Annotated in this window: 11 protein-coding genes and 1 tRNA gene; 3 read left to right on the top strand and 9 right to left on the bottom strand. The window is 69.8% G+C overall.

The annotated features are described in order from the left end of the window. Positions 1 to 400: 400 nt before the first annotated feature. Both KOI35_RS45980 and KOI35_RS45975 read right to left on the bottom strand, forming a co-directional pair. Positions 401 to 1492 (bottom strand): VOC family protein, encoded by a 1092-nt coding sequence (locus KOI35_RS45980; protein WP_246614888.1) that lies wholly within the window; start codon positions 1490 to 1492, stop codon positions 401 to 403. Between the two features lie 8 nt (positions 1493 to 1500). After that, complete coding sequence (locus KOI35_RS45975) at positions 1501 to 2115, bottom strand: TetR/AcrR family transcriptional regulator (RefSeq protein ID WP_308121464.1); 615 nt, start codon at positions 2113 to 2115, stop codon at positions 1501 to 1503. Positions 2116 to 2196: 81 nt separating this feature from the next. On the opposite strand from KOI35_RS45975, the gene KOI35_RS45970 reads away from it, so the two are divergent. From KOI35_RS45970 to KOI35_RS45960, 3 genes are all read left to right on the top strand, one after another. Continuing rightward, the gene (locus tag KOI35_RS45970; RefSeq protein ID WP_215796101.1) at positions 2197 to 3906 is read left to right on the top strand and encodes an ABC transporter ATP-binding protein; all 1710 of its coding nucleotides are present in this window, start codon (positions 2197 to 2199) and stop codon (positions 3904 to 3906) included. Next, positions 3903 to 5639 carry an ABC transporter ATP-binding protein gene (locus KOI35_RS45965; protein ID WP_215796100.1) on the top strand — a complete coding sequence of 579 codons (1737 nt, stop codon included), beginning with the start codon at positions 3903 to 3905 and terminating at the stop codon, positions 5637 to 5639. Before KOI35_RS45970 ends, KOI35_RS45965 begins: the two co-directional genes overlap by 4 nt. 37 nt (positions 5640 to 5676) lie before the next feature. Next, positions 5677 to 5750: transfer RNA gene (locus tag KOI35_RS45960), tRNA-Met, on the top strand. Positions 5751 to 8152: 2402 nt separating this feature from the next. Here KOI35_RS45960 and KOI35_RS45955 read toward each other — a convergent pair. From KOI35_RS45955 to KOI35_RS45925, 7 genes are read right to left on the bottom strand one after another with little or no spacing between them, the layout of a single operon-like run. Then, positions 8153 to 9301, bottom strand: a complete 1149-nt coding sequence (locus KOI35_RS45955; RefSeq protein WP_215796099.1) for a DUF6745 domain-containing protein — start codon at positions 9299 to 9301, stop codon at positions 8153 to 8155. A gap of 12 nt (positions 9302 to 9313) precedes the next feature. Further along, positions 9314 to 9631 (bottom strand): DUF8820 family protein, encoded by a 318-nt coding sequence (locus tag KOI35_RS45950; protein WP_215796098.1) that lies wholly within the window; start codon positions 9629 to 9631, stop codon positions 9314 to 9316. A gap of 44 nt (positions 9632 to 9675) precedes the next feature. Further along, the gene (locus tag KOI35_RS45945; protein ID WP_215796097.1) at positions 9676 to 10584 is read right to left on the bottom strand and encodes an STM4011 family radical SAM protein; all 909 of its coding nucleotides are present in this window, start codon (positions 10582 to 10584) and stop codon (positions 9676 to 9678) included. Continuing rightward, on the bottom strand, positions 10581 to 11885 hold the full coding sequence (locus tag KOI35_RS45940) for an STM4012 family radical SAM protein (RefSeq protein ID WP_215796096.1): 1305 nt from the start codon (positions 11883 to 11885) through the stop codon (positions 10581 to 10583). The genes KOI35_RS45945 and KOI35_RS45940 overlap by 4 nt, the downstream gene beginning before the upstream one ends. After that, positions 11882 to 12682 carry an STM4013/SEN3800 family hydrolase gene (locus tag KOI35_RS45935; RefSeq protein WP_215796095.1) on the bottom strand — a complete coding sequence of 267 codons (801 nt, stop codon included), beginning with the start codon at positions 12680 to 12682 and terminating at the stop codon, positions 11882 to 11884. The genes KOI35_RS45940 and KOI35_RS45935 overlap by 4 nt, the downstream gene beginning before the upstream one ends. Next, positions 12670 to 14028: an STM4014 family protein gene (locus tag KOI35_RS45930; RefSeq protein ID WP_308121462.1), complete on the bottom strand. Its 1359-nt coding sequence runs from the start codon at positions 14026 to 14028 to the stop codon at positions 12670 to 12672. The genes KOI35_RS45935 and KOI35_RS45930 overlap by 13 nt, the downstream gene beginning before the upstream one ends. Beyond that, complete coding sequence (locus tag KOI35_RS45925) at positions 14025 to 14945, bottom strand: STM4015 family protein (RefSeq protein ID WP_215796094.1); 921 nt, start codon at positions 14943 to 14945, stop codon at positions 14025 to 14027. Before KOI35_RS45925 ends, KOI35_RS45930 begins: the two co-directional genes overlap by 4 nt. Between the last annotated feature and the right edge of the window lie 18 nt (positions 14946 to 14963).

Raw genomic sequence — 14963 nt, 5'->3', positions numbered from 1 at the left:
GGCGTCGCGGTTGGGGTTGGCGACTTCGTCGCGACCGACAGGTCTGGGTCCTGCGACTGGCGTCGCGGTTGGGGTTGGCGACTTCGTCGCGACCGACAGGTCTGGGTCCTGCGACTGGCGTCGCGGTTGGGGTTGGCGACTTCGTCGCGACCGACAGGTCTGGGTCCTGCGACTGGCGTCGCGGTAGGGGTTGGCGACTTCGTCGCGGTCGGCAGGTCCTGTCGCCCCCTACTCGTCGCCCTGTTGCCTGGTGCCGACGGCTTTGGTTCGGTGCTCGTCGGCCTGTGCTCGTTGGCCCGATCCTGTGTGTTGCGCTTTCGGTGCGTAGCGCGTTGGTCTGTCGCGCTGTGGCCTTGGTGGCTGCGCTTTGGCTCTTGCCGTTTGTCGGCCTGGCCGGGTCTCAGCTGTGTTCGGTTATCACCAGCTCGTTGCCCTCGGGGTCGGCCAGGTGCCAGCGGCTTTCTGACTGGTCCAAGAGGTGGCCGTTGGCTGCTATTGCTTTGGCTACCCGCGATTGTGCCTGGGTGGTGGGGACGGTCAGCTCCAAGTGGATGCGGTTGCGCTGGTTGCGGCGGGGTGTGTCGGAGGCGTCCAAGGGCTGGAACACCAGCACCGGGTTCAGGTGGCGTGGATCGTGGATGTCGGTTAAGCCTGTTCGGCGGTCTGGGGCGTAGTTGAGGGTGGTCAGCCAGAACGCGCGTACGGCGGGAACGTCGGCTGCGTCCAGGAAGAGCTGCGTGAAGCGTGGCATCCCGGGGTCGGCGGCGACGCCCAGGCCCCGCGCGGCGGCTGAGATGGCGGCGGCCAGGGTGGCGAAGTCCAGGTCCAGGCCGTGGGCGTGGGGCTCCCACATGTCTTTGCCGCTGTCGAGGATCACCAAGCCGGGACGGAGGTCGATGAGCAGCGGAAAGCCCGCCTCGGTGGCCAGCGCGGCCGCGGCGGTGGCCAAAGCACACTGCTGGGCCGGCGAAGACGTGCGATAACACGCCATCGCGCTGAAGGCCGTGTGCCAGTCGGGGGCGCCGGCGAGCGGCTCGGCGGGCACCAGGTCGACCTCGTTGCCGTCCGGGTCGGTGTGGCAGACGCCGTACGGGCCCGAAGGCTCGCCGGGGCTGGCCTGGGCCACCGCGGCGGCGGGGCGAACCACGTCGAGGTGGATGCGGTTCCGTAATGGGCGCGGCTCGGTCGACGGGCGGATATGGATCGTGGGGTCGCGTCGGAGCGGATCCGACAGACCGTCCTCTGTGGGCGTGTAGTCGAGCACGCGCTGCCAGAATCCCCGCACCGCGGGTGGGTCGGGGGACTCGAAGACGACGCTCAGCTGCTGCAGACCGAGATCGTCGGGAGTCAGCCCCAGATCCTGGCTGACGGTCGTGCCGGCGTGGACCCGGACACCGGTCGGGCGTATGTCGATCGGCGTGCCGGCCGAGCGGAGGATGCGTACGGCCAACTCGGTCCCCTCGATCAGGGACGGCGCGTCGAACCAGGTCATGCCCGGCACTATAGGGGGAGAAGGCCCCTGATCAGGGCTCGCAGGCCGTGCGAGTAGGCGTCGGTGCGGGAGGTGGCGTCCAGGATCGGGAGTGCCGTGGCCACGTGGGGAAGTTGCTGCAGCGGGGCCTGGTCGACCACGGACTGGCGACGGGCGAGGGCCTCGGAAGTGGTGGGGCGCTCGGAGCAGAGGCTGCCGATGGTGAAGTTCCACAAGGCCAGGTAGCCGGCCGTGGCCTCGGCCGGGGGCAGGCCGCCGCGGGAGAGGGCGTCCAGGGCCAGTTCGACGAAATGCAGAGCGCGGGGAGCGAAGAGCTCGCCCCGGCGCAGGACGTCGACCGCCCAGCCGTTGGCCCGCAGAAAGGTGAACATGCGCTCGAACAGGGCCTGCACCTGGTCGGCGGGCGGCCCGGGCGGGACGGTGATGTCGATGCCCTCGGCCAGGTCGGCCAGCGCCAGCAACAGCAGGTCGTCGCGGTCGGTGACGTGGCGGTAGAGGGCCATCGCCGAACAGTCGAGGGCGGCGGCCACCCGGCGCATGGTCACCGCTTCGACGCCGCCGTCCTGGGCGAGCTGCCGGGCCGCGGCGACGATGGCCTCGCGTGTCAGTGGTGGCCGCCTCACGATCGCGACCCTACCGGCTCTTGACGGACGGTCTTAGTTAGGGAAGCCTAACCAACGTTTACACCGTACGCAGGAGGCGGCATGGAGTCGGGACTGGGCGGGCTGCTGAGGCCGGTACGTGGGGCGCTCGTGATGGCGGGTGCGTTGCAAGTGGTGTCCGCGGTGGCCGGGCTGGTGCCGTTCCTGGCCGTGGCCGAGATCGGGCGTCGCCTGCTGGCCGGCGAGACCTCGGAACTGTGGACGGTGGCCTGGTGGGCCGTCGGCGGGCTGCTCGTGCGGTTGGTGACGATGATGGCCAGCACGGGGATCACGCATTTCGCGGACGCCCGGCTCCAGGACCACGTACGGCGGGAAATTGCCCGTCATCTCGGGACAGTGCCGCTGGGCTGGTTCGACGCGCGATCGTCGGGGGAGGTGAAGCGGGCCGCGCAGGATGACGTGGGCGCGCTGCATCACCTGGTCGGGCACGCGATCACCGATCTGGTCGCGGCGGTGGTCACGCCCGTGGCGGCCCTCGTCTACCTGTTCACTTTGGACTGGCGGCTGAGCCTGCTGGTGCTGGGAGTGCTACCGCTGTTCCTTTCCGCGTACGCGGTAATGATGCGCGGCTATCCCGAAAAGATGGCGGCCCACACCGCGGCGCTCGGCCGGATCAATTCCGCGGTGGTCGAGTTCGTGCAGGGCATCGCGGTCGTCAAGACGTTCGGACAGGCGCGCCGGGCCCACCGCCGGTTCCTGCGCGCGACCGACGACTTCGCCGACTTCTTCGGGAGCTGGGCCGGGTCGATGATCCGGGTCGAGGCGGTCGCCAGCGCGCTCATCTCGCCGGCCGTGATGGTGCTCGTCGTGCTCGGCGGCGGCACCTGGTTCGTGGCTCAAGGGTGGCTGGCGCCGGTCGACGTGTTGCCGTTCGTGCTGCTCGGCGTGGGGCTGACCGGGCCGGTGCTGAGCCTGGGCTACGGCGCCAACAGCCTGCGTCAGGCTCGGGATGCCGCGAACCGGATCGGGACGGTGCTGGCCGTGCCGCCCCTGCCGATCACCAGGGACCAGGAACCCCAGGGCAACCACGTCCGGTTCGAGGGCGTGGCGTTCAGCTACGACGGGCGTACGGAAGTGTTGTCCGGTATCGACTGCGTGCTCGAACCCGGCACCGTGACCGCGCTGGTCGGCGCGTCCGGATCCGGGAAGTCGACCCTCGCCGGCCTGGTGCCGCGTTTCTTCGACGCGACCGCGGGCTCGGTGACGATCGGCGGCGCCGACGTACGCTCGATCGACCCGGACGACCTCTACCGGCGGGTCGGGTTCGTTTTCCAGGACGTACGCCTGCTGCGCGCGACGATCCGCGAGAACATCGCGCTCGGCCGGCCCGAAGCCACCGACGGCGACGTGATCGCGGTGGCCCGGGCAGCCCAGATCCACGACCGCATCACCGAACTGCCGGACGGATACGACACGGTCGTCGGCGAGGGCGCGCACCTGTCCGGCGGGGAGAGCCAGCGCGTCTCGATCGCCCGTGCGCTGCTCGCCGACACGCCCATCCTGGTGCTCGACGAGGCGACCGCGTTCGCCGACCCGGAATCCGAGGCGGCCATCCAGGACGCCCTGTCCACATTGGTTGCCGGGCGGACGCTGCTGGTCATCGCGCACCGGCTGCACACGATCGCCGGTGCCGACCAGATTCTCGTACTCGATCAGGGCCGCATCGTCGAACGCGGCACCCACGACGACCTGCTCGCGGCCGGCGGGCGCTACGCCGCGATGGTCGCGACCACCATGGAGGCCGCCCGATGATCCGCCAGCTCGCCCGGGTGCTCGGCGCCCCCTACGCCGGTCCGCTCCGACGTCATCTCGCGGGCGTTCTCGCGTACGCCGTCCTGCAGGGCCTGGTTTTCGTCCTACTCGTGCCCGTGCTGCGACCACTCCTTCGCGGCGACACGGACGGCGCGCAGCCGTGGCTCGGGGTGCTGGCCGTGGTCGTGCTCGCGACGGCGGTCGCCTACTGGGTGCAGGCGCAACTCGGGTACCGGCTCGGGATGGCGCTGTCGCGCGCCCTGCACCACCGCATCGGCGACCATCTCGCGGCGCTGCCACTGGGCTGGTTCACGCCGGCCCGGGTGGGACGGGTGGCCCGGATGAGCAGCACCGGGGTCGTCGACGTGATGGGCGTACCCGCGCACCTGCTCCAACCGGTCGTGACGGCGTACGTGAGCCCGGCCGTGGTGGTCCTCGCGATGCTCTTCGTGGACTGGCGTCTGGCCGTGGCGGCGCTGATCACGGTGCCGCTGATCGTGCTCGTGTTCCGCTGGTCGGCGCGGCTGCTCGCAGCCACCGATGTGGTGGTCGACACGGCCGGGGTGGAGGCGTCGAACCGGATCGTGGAGTTCGCGCAGCAGCAGGCCGTGTTGCGCGCGTACGGGCGTACGGGGGAGGGGTTTGCCCAATTGGACGCGGCCCTGACCGAAGTGGATCGGGCCAACCGCCGGCAACTCCTGAAAGGCGGGCCCGGACTGGTCGCCTCGGCGCTGATGGTGCAACTTTCGGTGACGGTGGTCATCGTGGCCGGCGTGGCCGTGGCCGTGGGCACCACCGTGGACGCGGCCTCACTGGTGGCGTTGCTGGTGTTGACGGTGCGGTTCGCGGAACCACTCGTAGCCGCGGCCGACCTGGGTGCGGCCCTGCGTATGGCCCGCAACAGCCTGGACCGCATGGACGAACTTCTGCGTACGCCCGTACTGCCGGAGCCGTCCGCTGCGTCCTCGTTTTCCAGCGACGGCTCGATCGAACTCGACGGGGTGACGTTCGGTTACGACGACCGCAGGGTGCTCGACGGGCTGAGCCTGACCGTTCCCGCCCACTCGATGACCGCGCTGGTCGGGCCGTCCGGATCGGGCAAGACGACGGTCGTACGGCTGGTGGCGCGCTTCTTCGACACCCTCGAAGGCACCGTACGGGTCGGCGGGCGCGACGTCCGCGACCTCACCACCGAACAACTCATGGCCCAGATCTCGGTGGTGTTCCAGGACGTCTACCTGTTCGACGCCAGCATCACCGACAACATCCGGGCCGGCCGGGCCGAAGCGACCGACGACGAAGTCCTCGAAGCGGCCCGGCTGGCCCGGGTGGACGAGATCGCCACCCGGCTGCCCGACGGCTACGACACGATGGTGGGCGAAGGCGGCGCACGCCTCTCCGGTGGCGAACGCCAGCGCATCTCCATCGCCCGGGCCATCCTCAAAAACGCGCCGATCGTGCTGCTGGACGAGGCCACCGCGGCCCTCGACCCCGACAACGAGGCAGCGATCGGCTCGGCGCTGGCCGCCCTGACCGCCGACCGCACCCTGCTGGTGATCGCCCACCGCCTGCAGACCGTGCGCTCAGCCGACCAGATCGTGGTCCTCGACAACGGCCGCATCGCCGAAACAGGCACCCACGATCAGCTGCTGGCCGCCGGCGGACGCTACGCCGCATTCTGGTCCGAACGCACCCGGGCCAGCGGCTGGAGGCTCGTATCGGGGGCGGTCTGACACCACCCGACCCCCCGAGGTAAGCTATACAAGCCGACGCGGGGTGGAGCAGCTCGGTAGCTCGCTGGGCTCATAACCCAGAGGTCGCAGGTTCAAATCCTGTCCCCGCTACAAGTCCGGGAGTCCCCTGTCCGCCGAATGCGCGGACCGGGGACTTTTCGCATTTCTGCCTGGGGGCCGAGCCCCCAGACCCCACGTTCCGGTGCCTGCGGCTGGTGGGTCGGTGGCGGGTTGGTCCTGCGACTGGCGTCGCGGTCGGGTTTGGCGACTTTGTCGCTGTCGACTGGCGGGTTGGTCCTGCGACTGGCGTCGCGGTCGGGTTTGGCGACTTTGTCGCTGCCGACCTGACCCTTCGGGGTTGGGGCAGCGTTGCAGATTTCCGCCGGCAGTCCCTCACATACTGCCTGGCGCCCGCCTGAACGTTCGCCCATGAAACACCCGTTCGTCAGCCGGCAACACGCTTCTCGACTGCCTGGCCGCGGGGCGTCTGCTGCGTGCGAGCCGCTTGCCTGTCGCGGGGATGGGCGTCTGCTGCGTGCACGCCGCTTGCCCGTCGCATAGCGCCCGTGGGCTGCCCGCCGGCCGTGTGTCTGCCGCGCTATGGTCGCGGGCCCGCTTCCTGTCGCCTGCACGCTGGCCGCGTGCCCGTCGCATGGCGCTGGTGGGCTGCCCGCGTGCCCGTCGCATGGTGCTGGTGGGCTGCCCGCGTGCTGCGTGCCTGTCGCTTGGTGCTGGTGGGCTGCCCGCGTGCCGCGTGCCCGTCGCATGGCGCTGGTGGGCTGCCCGCCTGCCGCGCGTGCCTGCCGTGTGACGGTCGGGTGGCCCGTTCGGCTGCCGCGTGCCCGTCGCATGGCGCTGGTGGGCTGCCCGCGTGCCGCGTGCCCGTCGCATGGCGCTGGTGGGCTGCCCGCCTGCCGCGTGCCCGTCGCGTGACGGTCGGGTGGCCCGTTCGGCTGCCGCGTGCCCGCCGCACAGCGCCGGTGGGCTGCCCGCCTGCCGCGTGACGGCCGCTGGGCTCGTTCGCCTGCCGCATGCCCGACGCCCGACGCCCGTGGGATCCCGCCTGTTGCGTGCGTGTCTGCCGCCCGACGCCCGTGGGGGCCGTTTGCCGTCGGTGCATGCCGGTGCATGCCGGTGCACGCCGCGGGACGCTCGTCTGTTGGCTGGATCTGAGGACGACGGCGGTGGGGCCTGGAATTTTGGCGCGGGTGGTAAGGCCTGATGGTCGCTGTGTATTTGGGTTTGTGGTTGTTCGATGCTTGGCGTCAGGTCTGGGGTGATGACGATTTTGTTGCTGTGTCGATCCGGGCTTGGTGAAAGTTGGGAACGACTAATTGGTGGTGGCTGTAATGGGTGTCATGCGTGCGGGGTGCTGATCTTTGTGTGGTGTGGGCGGATTTTTGTCCGAGTGTGGACTTTGATGATGGGTGAAATCTCTGCGCGTCTTTAGGCTGCGTCGCTCCTTTGTGGAGGTGCTGGCGCGCAGCACCTGGGCCGCGGCCGACGCCCGGCCCGCGGTGTGTTGCGGGTCAGCGGAGGTTGTTGGCTGACTTGAGGGCTGGATCTGACGGTTGTTGGCGCTGGCTGGCCGTTTGGGGACTTGGCTGTGTGGATCCTGCTGGTGGGGGTGGTGGCTCGGGGCTGGACGCTTGGTACGTCTCGTAGATGCGGCGGGCGTGGCGTTGGGCTTTTCCGTGGTTGCGGCGCCGGGCGTGGTCGCGGCGGAAGGCCTCACGGTCTGGTGAGTAATTGTGGGCCCTGGTGGGATCGCGCATCTCGGACAATTGCGCCCGGCTGAACAGGGAGAGTTGTGTCATGGAGCTATTGTTCCAGTCGGCCGTCGTGTGGTGTCAGTATTGGATCATCCTAAAATAAACATTTTTCGCCTGGTGCCTTCCGTGTATTCATGATCGGGTTTCTTGCGCGCCGAGGACACGTTCTGGAGCGCTCGATAAATTCGATTCGGGTGGCATGTGTAACGCGCTTGTGCGATTCGCGGTCGATCGGCTCGAGGCATCGGGAATCCAGTTCCGGCGGCGGCTGTCGTTGGCTGAGTCGGCGATGATCGAATCGACGGACGGTTGCCGCTGAGCCGGCTCGCCTCGGCGAGTTCGTGCGGCATTGGCCGAAGGCCTGGAGGATCGCGGCGAGTGGCACGCGACGTAGTGGCCGAAGACCTGGAGCATCGCGGCGAGTGGCACACGACGTAGTGGCCGAAGACCTGGAGGATCGCCGGCGAGTGGCACACGCCGTAGTGGCCGGAGGCCTGGAGGATCGCCGGCGAGCGGCACACGACGCAGTGGCCGAGGTGACCTGGCGCGAAGTGATCGCAGATGCGGTTTTGGAGATCCTGCGGACCGATCCGGATGGGCGGGTTCGGGTTGAGCGCTACTGGGCTCGAGCCTTTCCCCGACCACGCCGTTCGACTGGGCGATCGCGAGACGCGTCTGCGGGCCGGCGCACAGTTCGATCAGAAATGTGACGACCACGGAGACGTTCAGAGGCGACCGGGGCTACGTCTGGATCTGCGGGTGGTATTCGTCGGCGGTCAGGTTGAACGTCCACGCGACGCCCTCTCGGGCTGTGGTTGTGGTGGGTGGGACTCGTAGCCAGTAGATGCGGCTGGTGCCGTCGGGCTCGGGGGTGGCGTTGACCACCTCGACCATGACCAAGGGCTCGTCGCCGGGGAGAGGTAGGTGCCAGAGGGTGCCGGTCTCGTCCTGGTGCAGGGCTCGGGCGCCGGCGCCGCGCAGGTAACGGTCGTAGCCGAAGTGTTCGAGCATGACTCGGCGCAACTCGGCGTTTGTCTCGGCTGTGATGCGGTCGGCGGTCAGGGTCGGCAGTTCGGCGGCCAAGGCGGTCGGGATGGGCATGCCGCGCCAGGCCCACAGCGCGTAACCGTCGGGGTAGGCCATCGCCGGGCCATCGCCGCGGTGCAGGCGGCCGACGTTGTCGCGGGACAGGCTGGTCGGGCGTTCGGTGAGAATCGCGAACTGCGAACCGGCCCACCACCAGCCGCTGTGCCGGGCCACGGCGGCGAGACCGGACAGGCCCGTCATCAGGGCGGCGTCGGGTTGCAGACGGTCGGCCGCCTCGAAAGTCGCCAGCCAGACGCCGTCGTGCTGGCCGTAGACCGCGTCGAGCAGCCGGGACCGGGCCGCCCGGGCGAGGTCGGTCGGCAGGTCGGCGGTCAGGTCTTCGCCCAGCCGCAGTCGCAGGCGGCCGGCAACACGGTCCATGACGAGTGCCCATGACCGGCGGCCCGCCGCGGCGCCGAGCTGAGCCCAGCCCTCGGCGCCCAGCACGGTCGAGACGCGTTCGCGAGCCGCGGCCCACGGCTCGGTGCGAACCTGCCGCCGAACCGATCCGCCAGGGGAAGGACGCGGGGACCAGCCCTGGGTCAGCAAGGCGTCGTGCACCTCGTGGACCCAGGCGGGGCCCTCGGCGGGTGCGCCCGCCAGCAACGCGGCGGCCACCGCACCGGCCCGCGGGGAGCCGAGCCAGAAGATCTGCTCCGGCTCGGGCCGGCCGGCGAGCCGGTAGGCCTCGCGTACACCGGCCTCGGCCGCCGGACGGTCGGCGGGTGTGGTCTCGAGCGCAGCGGCCAGCCACTGGTCTTCGACGGCGGCGGCCATCGTCTCTTGTTCGGCAGTCAATCGCATGGCGTCGGCCTCTCAGTCCGCGACCGGGCGGAACGAGCCGGGGACATATTCCCGCTGTCGCACCACGCGATAGTGCCCGGCGGGCAGCGAGATGGGGCCATGCTCCTCGTGGGTGACCCGCCCGTAGGACGGCACCTCGACGAACATGCTCTCGGGATCGTCGACGTCGGCGAGCAGTTGCAGACCGGGACCGCCGACCACGTGCGCGTGACCGGTGGCCTCGCCCCGGGCCAGCACCATCCGGCCCTGCCGATCGCGGGGCACGGCCGTGCATGAAGGCACTGCACCTTCCGCCACCGGCACGATCAACACGTCTCCTTGCCGATACATCAGCCCTCCCCAAAGCGTGCTGTGGTCACCGATTCGGCGAAACCCTAGCGTCCGGGTACGACATTTCCGCGGGCCACCGGGAACGGCAGCGAGACCGCCGAGGAGGTCGGAGCGGGTAGGACCCGCTCCAACAGCCCATCCGCATAGACGTCACGAAGACCCAACGGCTTTAGATGGACATATCCGATATGGCAATCGCAGGTGATGTTGGTGCACGGACGTGGACGCAGGGCCGCCCGCCACGACCCGTCATAAAGGTTGCCCAACGGTTCGGAGATGAAGTGGCACCGGCGTACGGTGCCGTCACCCAACACCGAAATGGCCGTCTCACCGGCGTGACAGGGCAGCCCCAACGACCGATGCGGCCGCACACTGTCGCCGAAACGCGGGTCCAGAGCCGTCCACCGCCGCTCCTCGTCGGCGCTGTAGGCGTGCCCCTCGGCGGCGTTGATCCACAAGTAGACCGAGGGCGGCAGCGCAGATCGCAGCGCCGCCGCTTCCTCATAGTGGGACGGCACGCCGACCACGCCGACCGAGTAGCGCACACCGAGCGAGTCGAGCTGCCGGCACCGGGCGAGGAACCGTTCCCGCGTCACCTGCCCGGGATGGTAGGTCGCCCACAGCGCGGCCACCGAAAGGTCCGCAGTGGACAGCCAGTCGACCCGGGCGGCCAGGTTCGTCTGGATCGCGACCCGGGCCACATGCGGGAGGTGGGACAGACGCACGATTGTCTCGCGGTACCAGCTGCGGGTCAGGCCCTCGCCCCACGGCGTGAACAGCACCGACAGGCGTCGATCGGTCGTCTCTTCGACCCACGATGCGAAGCGCAAGAGGTCGGACTTGTCCGCGCGGAGCAACGAAGGTGGGTCGACGCGCTTGGCGAACGGACAGTACGGACAGTCGTAGTTGCAGCTGGCCAGCGGCCCGCGATAGAGGACGTAGAGATCGTTCATCGGACGACGTACGTCCCCATCGCGTCACGCACCGGCCCGGACACCAGCCACGGTCCGATCGCGTCCGACTGGGCCAGTCCGTCGGCCGTCAGCGTGCACCGGTCATCGCTCAGCCAGCCGCGTTCGACCAGATCGCCGAGCTGCGGGAAATCGTCGGCATGAGCCGAACCGAAGCGCGACCGATAAGCGACAGGATCGATGCCCTCCCGGCGAAGCAGCGACTTCAACAACCAGCGCCGCCTCTGTTCGCTGTGGTCGAGGTCGAAGCCGATTTCCGCGTACGAGAAATCGCTCTGTGGCCGGGACAGGTAATCGTCGAGAACCGCGCGCACCTCGGTGACCGAGACCGCGTAGTCGAACGAATAGTGCAGTGACGAGGTGTAGGAACGCGCGCCGCAGCCCAGGCCGACCATGCCGTCGTCCTGGCAGCAGTAGTCGGGCCCGTCGACCACCGGCGCACCGGCCCGGCGGAATTGGCGCATCGACTGCTGCACATAGCCGGCCCCGGTCAGAACCTCGACCGCCTGCCGATAGAGCTCCTGTCGCTGCCGGTCCCAGCCGTCGCGACTGTGCGTCCGGCGGCCGAGCCCGGTGAGCGGTCGCACATAGAGCGGGTAGAGATAGAGCTCCTCGGGCCGCCATTTCAGCGCCTCGTCGAGCGAATGTTGCCAGGTAGCGGCGGTCTGCCCGTCGATGCCGTAGATCAGGTCCACATTGAGCACGGGAACGTCCGCCGTACGAATTATCTCGAGCGCGCCCATCACCTCGCTGAGCCGTTGCGGGCGTCCGGCCGCGTGCGCCTCGCTGTCGAGAAAGCTCTGCACACCCATGCTGATCCGGGTCGTGCCGCGCTGTTTCAGAACGGCGAGCCGATCGGTGGTCGCGGTGGCGGGCGACGTCTCGACCGAAAGCGGCCGGGTGCCCTCGCCGAAAGCCAGCGCGACGATCTCGAACAGCGTCTCCAACTCGGGCGCGGTGAGATAGGTCGGCGTGCCCCCACCGATCGCGAGCTGGGCGAATTCCGCCTCCGGGGACAGGCTTTCCCGTACGGCCGTAGCCTGCCGCCGCAATTGCGCCAGGTATTCGGTTACCTGCTCGGCGGGCGGATTGGCTCGGGTGAAGAGGTTGCAGAACCCGCATCGCATCTCACAGAACGGCAGATGCACGTACCCGAAAAGGGCGTCCTGCCGTTCGCCGGCCCACACCTCGCGGAGCGGGCGCCTCGGTTCCAGTCGCCGATACGCGGTCTTGTGCGGGTAGGCGTACAGATAACCCTGGTAAGGGGATTCGTCGAGCTTCATCGCGGTTCCAGAACGAAGTGGCTGTAGGGAACTGTCCAGACCGCCTCGTGGGCGACGCGATGGCCGACGTGGCCGTCTTCGCCGTAGAGCGTGCCGTGGTCCGAGCAGATGATCACGAGACACGGGCGCCCGCGGCTCGTGACGAGCGAGAAGAGATCTTCCAGCCGGCCGTCCACATAGCGCAGAGCCGCCGCGTGGCTGGTCAGGTCGTCGTGGTGGCCGGCCGGGGACAGGTAGTGCTGGTTGGGCTGGTGCAGCGCGGACACGTTGACGAAGGTGAACAGCGGGCGCGTCGCCGGCAGGCCCGCGACGATGGAGTCGAGCCGCTCGATCTGGGCACCGAGGCCGTCGGGCGCGGTCACGCCGAAGGCGGGCTCCCAGTGCGATTCCGCGAACAATCCCGGCAGCACCCGCCCGAGCGGTGCCCCCGGATTGAAGAAGCCCACGCCACCCAGGCACACAGTGTGATAGCCGTCGGCGGCGAGTCCACCGGGCAGATCGGCCGCGTCGAAGACGTAGGTCGTGGGTCCGCTCGTCTCGCTGCCCGCGAACCGGGCCGCGAACAGGCGCTCGTGCGGCCCCGGCGTGACCGGCGTGGGCAGGAACCCGGCGAAGAACGCGTGGTGCGCCGCATAGGTGAAGCTGGCCGGCGTGTGCCGGCGCTCCCACCGGCCGTCCGGCAGGTGCTTCTCGAGCGTCGGCGTGCGCCCGGCCGCCATCTCGGCCACCGCGACGTCGTAGCGCAGCGTGTCGAGCGTGACGAAGAGCAGGTCGTGGCTCGGGATCAACGCACGCACGAGCCGGCCCAATTGGCATAGCGCCCGTCGAGCAGCGCGGCGATTTCGGCCTCGTAGGTGTCGAGCCCGGCCGAACCGGCGCCGTCGTTGCCGGTCGGCGCGAGCACACCCGGGAGCAGGTCGCCGAAGGCGTTGACCTCGGCCACGGCGTGGGTACGCCAGCCCGCGCGGAACATCAGGTCGACGCCGACGTGCAGGCTGCGCGGGAAGCACCGCGCGACCGCGACACAGGTCTGCATGGCGTTGCCCCACGCGGCGGGCCCGGCCGCGGCGCGCACGGCGGCCACGTCACCCCGGGCGTTGCCCAGGTGCAGGTTGGTCAGCGGCGTCCGGCTGGTGCGAGCGACGACGTGCGACGGCTCGCCGGCGATCACCACAACGCGCAGATCGAGCACGCGATCGCCCAGCCCCGCCTTGGGAAACCAGCGCTCCACGTGCAGTCCGTCGGGCGCGAGCCGGTCGACGATCCCGGCGACCGTGGCCTCGTCGTCATAGCGGCGAACACGCAAATTGTTGTAGAGACGCCCGTCCGTCCCGATCTCGACCGAGGTCACCGCCATGACCCGAGACCCCGAGACGGCCAGCGCGATCACGCCCGAGGCCGAAGAGCCGTGGGCCGGTTTCACAAAGACCCTTCCCCACCCGTACGCCGTCATGGCGGCCCGAAGATCCACGTAGGAGCCCACGTCGGGCAGCGCGGGCGGCACCGGAACACCCGCCTCCACCAGCAGCGCGTGGCAACGCCGTTTGTCGTTCATCGTCAGAATGTCGCCGACCGGATTGAGCAGCCGCCCACCACCGGCCGCCACGCGCGCCAACGCCACAGCCAGCCCCGCATAGGCATCCGCACCCCCGACGATCTCGCCGGCGCGGGCAGGCGAGGGAAGCTCCGCAGGCGCCGACAAGGAAGCGCCCACACGCGCAGACGAGGGAGAGTCAGCCCGCGCCGGCAAGGAAGTGCCCGCACGCGCAGTCGAGGGAAGGTCGGCGGGCGCCGGCAAGGAAGTGCCCGCACGCGCAGTCGACGGAAAGTCAGCTCGGGCCGGCGAGAGAGAGTCAGCACGCGCAGTCGAGGGAGAGTCAGCCCGCGCCGGCGTAGGAGAGCCCGCACGCGCGGAGGTGGCCGGCGCTGCGTGGCCCAGGAATCGGAGCAGTTGGTCGACGTCGGCGTCTTCACCGGGGGAGTCGATGCGTACGGTCTCGCCGAGGCCGGGTATCGGGCCGCCGGTCAGGATGCCGCGCCAGGGGTAGATCGTGGGTGGGGGCAGGCCGGCTCGTTCGGCGGCGGCCGCGGCCAGGGCAACCCGGCGGTTGGCCGGGTTGCCGACGATGGCCAGGCGTATCACTCGGACACCGCGGTGTAGCGGCCCCACTCCTCTTCCTCTTGGCGGTCGCTGACGTCGACCCGCACGCCGGGGAATTCGTCGGCCAGGCGGGCGGCCAGGTCTTCGCTCAGGAAGTGGTGGTGCAGGTCGAGGGTCTCGAGGTGGGTCAGCGGCTGACCGGCCAGCAGGGCCTCGGCGCCGGTTTCGGACAGGGCGCCCATCGACAGGTCGAGGCGGGTCAGCCGCGCCACGACCGGGGCGGCGGCCAGGGCCTCGGCGACCTCGTCGGCGATCTCGGCGTTGCGGATGGCCAGCGACGTCAGCGCGGGCAGGGAGCGGCCCGAGAGGATCGGGGCCAGGTCGTCGGCGCGGGCGTCGCCGCCGTAGTTGTCGACGCCCAGCCACAGCTCGAGGTGGGTCAGGGCCGGGAAGTCGCAGGCGGCGACGGCGCGGACGATCTCGGCGGGCAGGCCGCCCGACTCGAAGGCCAGCTCGCGCAGGGCCTCGTGACGCACCGGCTTGAGCTCGAGACCCTCGGCGCCGCGCACCCACAGGCGCTCGAGCTGCGGGAACGCCTCGAGCAGGGGCGTGATGTCGGTCTGCTTGATCCAGGAGATCTCGCACTGCTCGAAGGTGAGCTCGGCGGCGAACAGCGAGCGCAGCCGGCTCAGCCGGGGAGCGTTGCGCACCAGCAGATCTCGGGGCATGGTGCGCTCGTAGGACTCGCCCCACTCGCCGACGATCAGCGCGACCGGGCCGCCCTCGCCGGTGCGTTTCAGCAGGGCCTCGAGGGCGGCCTCGAACTCCGCCTCGGAGGCGTCGAACTCTTCGAGCTCGAGCCGCCACGCGACGGCGGTGGGGTCGTCGGGGGTCTCGTCCGCATCCCAGGCCACGATCGGCAGGCCGGCGAACGTGCTGATCTTCGAACTGATCGTCACGGGCGAGACCCTAGCAAC

The sequence above is a fragment of the Paractinoplanes bogorensis genome (assembly GCF_018829635.1).
In the GTDB taxonomy this organism is placed as follows: Bacteria; Actinomycetota; Actinomycetes; order Mycobacteriales; family Micromonosporaceae; genus Actinoplanes; species Actinoplanes bogorensis.
This window is presented reverse-complemented; position numbering and strand designations above follow the sequence as displayed.

Coding starts and splice junctions, on each gene's coding strand:
- KOI35_RS45980 (WP_246614888.1), bottom strand. CDS start 1,492: ATGACCTGGTTCGACGCGCCGTCCCTGATCGAGGGGACCGAGTTGGCC.
- KOI35_RS45970 (WP_215796101.1), top strand. CDS start 2,197: ATGGAGTCGGGACTGGGCGGGCTGCTGAGGCCGGTACGTGGGGCGCTC.
- KOI35_RS45965 (WP_215796100.1), top strand. CDS start 3,903: ATGATCCGCCAGCTCGCCCGGGTGCTCGGCGCCCCCTACGCCGGTCCG.
- KOI35_RS45955 (WP_215796099.1), bottom strand. CDS start 9,301: ATGCGATTGACTGCCGAACAAGAGACGATGGCCGCCGCCGTCGAAGAC.
- KOI35_RS45950 (WP_215796098.1), bottom strand. CDS start 9,631: ATGTATCGGCAAGGAGACGTGTTGATCGTGCCGGTGGCGGAAGGTGCA.
- KOI35_RS45945 (WP_215796097.1), bottom strand. CDS start 10,584: ATGAACGATCTCTACGTCCTCTATCGCGGGCCGCTGGCCAGCTGCAAC.
- KOI35_RS45940 (WP_215796096.1), bottom strand. CDS start 11,885: ATGAAGCTCGACGAATCCCCTTACCAGGGTTATCTGTACGCCTACCCG.